Origin of the sequence: Burkholderia sp. BCC0322 (assembly GCF_902833045.1) — a bacterium.
Lineage (GTDB): Bacteria > Pseudomonadota > Gammaproteobacteria > Burkholderiales > Burkholderiaceae > Burkholderia.
The window spans coordinates 1-5,441 of the sequence record NZ_CADFDU010000034.1; the positions used below are offsets into that span (position 1 = coordinate 1).

General features: G+C 62.2%; 2 protein-coding genes and 4 pseudogenes. 2 read left to right on the forward strand and 4 right to left on the reverse strand.

Going from position 1 to position 5,441, the window contains the following annotated elements; all coding sequences use genetic code 11:
- A pseudogene (locus tag HWX39_RS35575) lies at positions 1 to 133 on the forward strand (IS3 family transposase); the annotation flags it as partial.
- A gap of 40 nt (positions 134 to 173) precedes the next feature.
- Here HWX39_RS35575 and HWX39_RS35580 read toward each other — a convergent pair.
- The 3 pseudogenes from HWX39_RS35580 to HWX39_RS36595 all read right to left on the reverse strand — a co-directional run.
- Positions 174 to 1,165, reverse strand: a pseudogene (locus tag HWX39_RS35580) (contractile injection system protein, VgrG/Pvc8 family); the annotation flags it as partial.
- Positions 1,162 to 1,590 (reverse strand): annotated as a pseudogene (locus HWX39_RS35585) (phage tail protein). The pseudogenes HWX39_RS35580 and HWX39_RS35585, both read right to left, overlap by 4 nt.
- A 973-nt stretch (positions 1,591 to 2,563) precedes the next feature.
- Positions 2,564 to 2,833, reverse strand: a pseudogene (locus tag HWX39_RS36595) (phage tail tape measure protein); the annotation flags it as partial.
- Positions 2,834 to 3,823: 990 nt separating this feature from the next.
- On the opposite strand from HWX39_RS36595, the gene HWX39_RS35600 reads away from it, so the two are divergent.
- Positions 3,824 to 4,621 (forward strand): IS5 family transposase, encoded by a 798-nt coding sequence (locus tag HWX39_RS35600; RefSeq protein WP_175972132.1) that lies wholly within the window; start codon positions 3,824 to 3,826, stop codon positions 4,619 to 4,621.
- Positions 4,622 to 5,139: 518 nt separating this feature from the next.
- Here HWX39_RS35600 and HWX39_RS35605 read toward each other — a convergent pair.
- On the reverse strand, positions 5,140 to 5,441 hold a 302-nt coding region (locus tag HWX39_RS35605), incomplete at its 5' end, for an integrase core domain-containing protein (RefSeq protein WP_244135168.1).

Genomic DNA, 5,441 nt, shown 5'->3' on the forward strand with positions numbered 1-5,441 from the left:
GGCCGATCTGTTCGAATACATCGAAGTGTTTTACAACCGCAGTCGTCGTCATTCATCGCTCGGCTTTGTTTCTCCGGAGCGGTTCCTTCGGGACTGGATCAAAGCTCAGCAGACCAAGGACGCCGCCGCATAACTAGGGACCGTTGGAAGGCGAAAAACCGGGGGAAGCTCACTGTCGTCAGCTCCGGGCGGCCCAACGCGAGTTGGATCTTGAACTCGGCCACCCCGCGCTGCAGCCTCCCCATTCCGCCTTTGCCGCGCGCTGTGCGTTGAACTGGCTCGCGTACGTGTGCCGTAACGTCTTCACATTCTCCGCCGTGCCCAGCAGCACCTCGCCGCTCTTTTCTGCGGGCGTCTTCTGCTTCGTGGTCTTGCGCCGCCGACGCTTCACGCTCGTCGATGCCTTCTTCGCGGTACGCGTGTTCAGGTAAAACGCCTGTACGCCCGAGTACGCGTCGCGGTCAGCGACACCGAATGCGTGCCCGTCCCCCGCTTCGCGCGTGATCGTCACCGCCGGCAGCGGCTTGCCGCTGGCCGTCGTCGCTTCCCCAGCCTTCATGAACAGCAGCATGCCGTTTTTCACAGTCGCGATCGCGTCGAACTGTCTGGCCAGGCGCGTCAGCAGGTTGGCGTCCGACTCCGCCGTCTGGTCGATATGATCGACCGGCTGCGTATCCAGCGGCGCACTGATGCGCGCCTGGAGTGTGTGCTGGCTGGCGATCGCGCGCACGATCGCGCCAAGCGTCTGCCGATGCCACGACCGTTCCTTCTTGATCGCCAGCCCTTCGCGCAGATCGGCGCTGCGCGCGCGCAGCGTCAGCACGTCGGGCGGGCCGCTGTGACGCACCTCGTCCACCACGAAATCACCTTTGTCGATCAGCCCGTTGGCCGCGCCCGCCCAGCCGATCGCCACCTTCAGCTTCACGCCCCGGCTCGGAATCTCCAGTGCGCCGCCGGTGTCGTCCAGGCAGATATCGAGCTGGTCAGCTTCGAAGCCACGGTTATCCGTCAGCGTCAGCGAGATCAGCCGCCCATCGAATTTGCGCGAGATGTCGCGGCCGTTCAGCGTGATCGCATAGATCGCGCGCGGCACACGATCATCGGCGACGAGATTCTGGCGCAGCTGATCGGCCCCGGGCAGCTCAGGCAGCTCGGCCAGGTTCATGTCAGGATCGCCTGCTTGATCGCGTCGGTCACGACCCCCAGCATGTCCAGCTCATCGGCGCGCGTGAGCGTGATCGTGAACTCGATCCGGCGCGCCGCGCCGTGCGCAAAGAACAGCGTGCGCGTGGTGTCGATCCCGTCGATCGTGAACATCCCGTAGATCCGGCCGCTGCCCTCGATCAGCGGCCAGGCGGTATGCTGGTCGGCCATGGCTTCGAGCGCGGCCAGCGACAGGTCGCCGCCGATGAGCTCGGGCAGTAGCACGCCCGATAACGTGATGCCCTCATCGTCCTCGCCCGCGTATTACCGCGCCGGCCGTTTGCCGACGCGATCGTGGCTCGCGTAGCGCCAGCTGCGGGTGCGCTGCAGGCTCTGGTACGGTACCGTCGACAGGCTGAACACGAACAGCCCGAGCGCCATCATCATGAACGGGTCTCCTCAATCTCGATCGGCCAGGCGCGAGCGTGCGCGGGCGGCCTGCGCGGCCTGTTCGTGGCGCAGGATCTGCTGCACCTGGCGCGCAAGGGCCTGCTCGTCCATGCCGGGCGTCGCGTGCACGTGGATCGTGATGGGTGCCGGTGCGGCCGGCGCCATCAGCGTGGTAGGCACGGCAGACAGCGGCGGGCGCTGATCGATCGAGAGGGGGGGCGGCAAGCGCGGCCCCCGTCAGACCGATACCGGCGCCGGCGGCGACGATCCGCTTGCCGAGCGCGAGCACGGTGGCCAGCGGCCCCTGCTGCCCGTCGCGCAGCCCCTCGTCGAGGCCCGCCATAGTCCAGCCGCCGAGTTCCATGAAGACCCGGCTGGGCGAATGAATGCCGAGTTTTTCCTTGAACCAGCTCACGGTCGAGTTCGCCACGTTCGTGATCGCGTCCTTCACGGCGCCCAGGCGGCTGCGGATGCCGTTGGCCAGGCCCGTGATCAGATCGATGCCGAACTGCGTGAAGCGCGTGCCGAGGCTGCCCAGCCACGCGAGCACGGCGTTGAACGTGTCCTTGAACCACGTGACGGTGCCAGACCACTTTTGCTGGATCCACGCGCCGGCCTGGCCGAACGCGGCCTTGACGGCTTCCCACATCGCGGTGAACAGAGGCCCGAACTTTTCCCAGTGCTGCCACACGTAGAGGGCCGCCATCGCCAGCAGCGTCACCAGCGCCAGAATCGGATGGCCCATCGCCAGGCGGCCCAGCATCAGCAGGCCGCGGCCAACGAGCTTGAGCGCGCCAAGCAGGGCGCCGCCTAACAGCCCCGCCAGGCGGCCGAGCAGCCCCAGCGGCGACAACAGCTTGATGCCCAGCGCGCCGAACGCGAACTTCAGCGCGGCCAGCGGCACCAGCACCGTGGCCAACGCCAGCGTCAGCGTGGCCAGCGCCGCCAGCACCCCACCGATCACCAGCGCGCCGAGCGTGAGGGCGCGCGTGAGCTCGGGATGCTCACTCGTCCACTGATTGACCGCACGCGTGATCTCGGTGACGCGCTGCGTGAACGCGCGCAGCGCCGGGTCGACCGTGTCGGCAATCGTGATGCCCTGGTTTTCCCAGGCGGACACGGCTGTCTGCACGTCGCCTTTCAGGTTCTCGCTCATTACGCTCGCCACCTGTGCGGCCGCGCCCTTGGACTGCGCGATGATCGTGACGTACTTATCTTGCCCAATCGTCTGAATATTCAGATAAGAAAGTTAAATGAAAGAATAGTGCGGTCGTGTCGTTGATGCCTCGATTCAGGCTCAACGGCCTCTCTGCCCGCCTACCTTCGGCCACCCCAGCGGGTGGCTGTTTTTTTAGGAGGCACCAGAAGGAAACGGCAGGGAGCTGACAAAGGCCGGTGGGCGCGGCCTTGCCCGCGATCCGTCGCCGTAGGAGTCAAACGCTGCCAGATGCGAGCGTCGGCCCTCTGCCTTTTCCCCATCGCCCCTCGACTGCAGCCGCGCGGTGCCCCTGCTTGATGCGCATCCGTGCGGCAAAATGGGCAAGCTAGGCGCCGGACAGCATCCGGGGCGGGCGCACTGACTGGGTGACCGTTGAGCGATCGATGCCTTCGGGCGGCTGGCTTGCGCAGCGGCGTCGGTCGCCCCTTCCATCAGCAAGATCCGAAACCGCGGGGCGCGGGGCCGTCCTAAGCTGAAGTTGCACGTTTCCTCCTCGTGCGTATGGCCTGAGTGGTGACTTTGACCGCCTGCGTGTCAGGCGGTCTTTTTATGATTGTCGCACCACCCTTGCCGTGCCCGAGAGGCGGTGTGACATGTTCGCGCGAGCCTCTTTAATTAACATGTCCCTGATTAAACATGTCCCTGATCGACCACCTGATGACTCGCTCGATGCCGGCTCTACTCTTGAGCGCAGGCGTGTCCTGGTACGCATATGGCTCGACGAAGAAGGCCGCGTACATGATTTAATAATCCGGTGCAGCAGTGGCGACCCGAGCTATGACGATCGGGCGCTTCAGGCAATTGCCGTGATGACATTTCCGCGTGGTCAGCTTGGCTCGGGGAGCGCGAACGCGCAGCAATGGCGTGATCTAACGTACGCCTTGGAATAATCGATCTTTTTGCAGCACGATCGATACGAAAAATTATCTTGTCTAATTGTCAGAATATTCATATTGGAAAGATACATAGAGCGTGTTATGCAATTTTCATCGGTTGGGGTATCCAAGGGAGATGGAGAAACGCAGACCCTACCCGAGTGACGTAACGGACGAAGAATGGAGTTTCGTCGTGCCGTATCTGACGCTGATGAAGGAAGATGCACCGCAACGGCAATATGAGTTGCGCGAGCTTTACAACGCGTTGCGCTGGTTGGCCCGTGCTGGCGCACCATGGCGGCTGTTGCCGACGAACTTCCCGCCGTGGGAGGCCGTGTACCAACAAACCCAACGATGGTTGCGTGCGGGTTGCTTTGAAGCGATGACCGACGATCTGCGCTCGATCATTCGTGTAGCACATGGACGCCAGGGCCAGCCCAGCGCGGTGATTCTCGATGGGCGGACGTTGCAATCGACGTGCGAGAGCGGTCCACGCGCAGGATATGACGGCTACAAACGCAAACGCGGCAGCAAAGTGCACATGGCCGTCGACACACTGGGTCATCTGCTGGCGGTGCATATCACGCCGGCTAACGAGCAGGAGCGCGCTCAGGTGCAACAACTGGCACGGCAGGTTCAGCAGGCCACGGCCCAGACGGTGAAACTCGCTTTTGCCGATCAGGGTTATACCGGCGAAGGCGCGGCGCAGGCCGCGCGTGACGAAGGCATCGAGTTGCAGGTCATCAAATTGTCCGAGGCGAAGAAAGGTTTCGTGCTGCTTCCACGGCGCTGGGTGGTCGAGCGCAGCTTTGGCTGGGTCAACCGTTTTCGCAGGCTCGCACGCGACTACGAGCGCTTGCCCGAAACCCTCGCCGGATTGCATTTCGTCGTCTTCGTCACTTTGATGCTGACTCATGCCGTTCCGCATTTTTGAAAGTGCATAACACGCTCTAAAAGAATAGTACAGTCGTTCCATTGATGCCTCGACTCAGGCTCAACGGCCTCTCGGCACGTCCCCTACCTTCGGCCACCCCAGCGGGTGGCTGTTTGTTTGGAAGGCGCCCGAGTGAACCGGCGGGGGCCTCCGATTTACTTCAAATCGGCGCGCCAGCTGCAACGCGCTTTGCTTCGTGCGCCAGCATCTCCCTTCCGTCTGGCGAGCAACTTGACAGCACCACCTAAAGGTCTCGCCCGCAGGACCTCGTAATCTGTCCGAGTTACTTGAAACCAGAAAAATCGCAAACATTGCCGTCTCACGCTCGATCTCATAATGGCATTCCGATCCGGATTGAAGATTTTGAACAGGATATTCCGTGGAAAAACTCATCGCCACCGCATGCCTGCTAGCTAGTCGGCCCTGAACAATTCGTTTTGTCTTGCAGTTGAAGCTAAGAGGTGGTCTCGCTCGTTCGGACAGGTTTTCGATATTTTTAAGTGGAATGTCCGAGGCAGTCATGCTGCCGATTTGATCGCAGGCAGCGTCGCGAAGTATGCCTCATCCGGCGTCTGATCTGCCAGGCTCGAATGGGGCCGTTTCCGGTTGTACAGCTCGATGTATTCGCCAATGGAACGCCGGGCATGGCTGACCGACTCGTAGGCCTTCAGGTAGACCTCTTCGTATTTGATGCTGCGCCATACGCGCTCGACGAACACGTTATCGTGACCCTGTCTCGATTCCACGTACAGCAAGAAGTTTGATAACTTTTTGACTGTATGGAGAACAGAATGGCAGAGAACGTGGTGCCGAGAAGGCA

Coding starts and splice junctions, on each gene's coding strand:
- HWX39_RS35600 (WP_175972132.1), top strand. CDS start 3,824: ATGGAGAAACGCAGACCCTACCCGAGTGACGTAACGGACGAAGAATGG.